This window comes from Actinomycetes bacterium (genome assembly GCA_036000965.1).
Classification (GTDB): domain Bacteria; phylum Actinomycetota; class CALGFH01; order CALGFH01; family CALGFH01; genus DASYUT01.
Genome location: DASYUT010000134.1, coordinates 1 through 2,515, shown reverse-complemented (window position 1 = coordinate 2,515; position 2,515 = coordinate 1). Strand labels below are relative to the sequence as shown.

Genomic DNA, 2,515 nt, shown 5'->3' with positions numbered 1-2,515 from the left:
GGTCTGGCCGCGCGGGTCCGCGACGAGGCGGGGCAGGCTGCACGGCAGTCACCGTCCAAGGAGGACAACCGTGCAGCCTGTGCAGCTCAGTCTGATCCTCGACCCGGTCCCGGCGCCACCGGCGGCCCTCCTCGAGCAGCTTCCCGCCCCGGCCGTCGGGGCGGCGATGGGGCTGCTGGCCGACCTGATCGCCAAGGCGACCAGCCCGCCGGTGGCGGGGCGTAGCGCAGGGGAGGCCGGCGATGAATGAGTCCGGCAAGGTGACCGAGTCCCACCGGTCTCGCGCGGCGGTGATTTACGTGCGGCAATCAACCCTGGCCCAGGTAGAGCGGAACACCGAGTCGACCGCCCGGCAGTACGACCTGGTCGCCCGCGCGGTCGCGCTGGGCTGGCCGCGTGCCGCGGTCCGGGTCGTCGACGCCGACCTGGGGGTCTCCGGGTCGGTGACCGGGCAGCGGGACGGGTTCGAGGGCCTGGTCGCCGAGGTCGCCTTAGGCCAGGTCGGGATCATCCTGGCGTTGGAGGCCTCCCGGCTGGCCCGCGACAACGCGGCCTGGTACCGGCTGCTGGACCTGGCCGGGGTGTGCGACACCCTGGTCGCCGACGCCGATGGCATCTACCACCCGGCCCTGCTCAACGACCGGCTCGTGCTGGGCATGAAAGGGATCATGAGCGAGGTTGAGCTCCACGTGCTGCGGGCCCGCCTGGAAGGCGGGATCAAGAACAAGGCCGCCCGCGGCGAACTGCGCCGCGGCCTGCCGGTCGGGCTGGTCTGGGGCGAGGCCGACGCAGAGATCCGCCTGCACCCCGACCAGGCCGTCACCGGAGTGATCGCCGCGGTGTTCGAGCAGTTCGCCGCCCGCGGGTCGGTGCGCGGCGTGTGGTTGTGGCTGCGCGAGCAGAACCTGCGCTGGCCGCTGCAGCGACGCGCGGCCGCCGCGGTCCGCGCCGGGCAGCTACCCGAGATCACCTGGGTCGAGCCCACCTACCACGCGGTCCACACCACGTTGACGCACCCGGCCTACGCCGGCGCCTACATCTACGGCCGCACCCGCGAGGAGCGCTACCTGGGCGCCGACGGTTCGCTGCGCAAACGGGAGCGCAGGCTGCCCCGCGACCAGTGGGAGGTCCTTATCACCGACCATCATCCCGGCCTGATCGACTGGGACACCTACCTGGCCAACCAGGAACGCATCGGCGCCAACATCCGACCCCAACCCCACCAGCCCGGCACCGGGGCGGTCCGGGAAGGCCGCGCGCTGCTGCAAGGCCTGGCCACCTGCGGCCAGTGCGGCCGCAAACTCGCCGTCGCCTACCGGGGCCCAGCCAAATCCGTGCCCAACTACTACTGCCAGGGTCCCGGCGAGCTGGTCGACGGCCGCGGGACGCGGCACATGAACGTCGGCGGACTGGCCATCGACGCCGCGGTCGCCGAGGCGTTCCTGGCCGCGCTGCAGCCCACCGCGCTGCAAGCCTGCCTGGCCGCCGCGCAGCAGATCGAGGACGGCCGCGACGCCGCCCTCGAGCAATGGCGCCGCCAGGTCGAACAAGCGCGCTACGCCGCGACCAAGGCAGAACGGCGCTACCGCGCGGTCGACCCGGACAACCGGCTGGTCGCCCGCGGCCTGGAAACCGAATGGAACACCGCGCTCGCCGCCCTCGCCGACGCCGAGGCCGAACTGGCCCGCCGCGAGCAGGCCAAACCGAAGACGTTGACAGCCGCCGAACGCGCCGAGGTCCTCGCCCTCGGCGCGGACCTCGGCCGGGTCTGGTCCGCGGCGACGACCACCGACAAAGACCGCAAGCAGCTGCTGCGCGCCCTGCTCGAGGAAGTCAACACCACCGTCCGCCGCGACGACCCCGAACCCCACGCCGACCTGGTGCTGCGGTGGAAAGGCGGCGCGATCAGCGACCTGGCCGTGCCGCTGCGCCGCCCGCAGCCGAAGATCCGCACCGACGAGGACACCGTCGAACTGCTACGCCGCCTGGCCGTCCACTACCCCGACGCCACCATCGCCGGGATCCTCAACCGGCAGGGCCGGCGCACCGCACGAGGATTGTCATACACCGCCTCTAGAGTTCAATCGCTGCGGCACCACTGGGGGATCCCCCGCTACCAGCCCGCCGACGAGCCTCAGGAAGGAGAGCTGCTCACCGTGGCCGAAGCCGCCGAACAACTGCGCATCGCGCCGTCCACGCTACACCGCTGGCTGGGCGACGGGTTCATCGCCGGCGAGCAGCCCACCCCCGGCGCGCCCTGGCGGATCCGGCTCACCGACGAACTACGCGGCATGCTCGTCGACGACACACCGGAACGCTGGGTCGCCATCCAATACGCCACCCGCGCGCTCGGCGTCTCCCGCCAGACGGTGTTGCAACGTGTAAAGCGCGGCGAGCTGCGCGCCGTCATCACCCGCACCGGACGCAGAAAAGGCCTGCGTATCGAGCTGCCAACCCCCCAAGACGGGCTCTTCTGAGCCCAACAATCAGCAAAGGAGCAGTGTGACCATGCATC

General features: G+C 71.8%; 2 protein-coding genes. Both read left to right on the top strand.

Going from position 1 to position 2,515, the window contains the following annotated elements; translation table 11 throughout:
• Positions 1-70 precede the first annotated feature (70 nt).
• Positions 71-250: a hypothetical protein gene (locus VG276_11800; protein ID HEV8650061.1), complete on the top strand. Its 180-nt coding sequence runs from the start codon at positions 71-73 to the stop codon at positions 248-250.
• The gene (locus tag VG276_11795) at positions 243-2,477 is read left to right on the top strand and encodes a recombinase family protein (protein HEV8650060.1); all 2,235 of its coding nucleotides are present in this window, start codon (positions 243-245) and stop codon (positions 2,475-2,477) included. The genes VG276_11800 and VG276_11795 overlap by 8 nt, the downstream gene beginning before the upstream one ends.
• Positions 2,478-2,515: the final 38 nt, after the last annotated feature.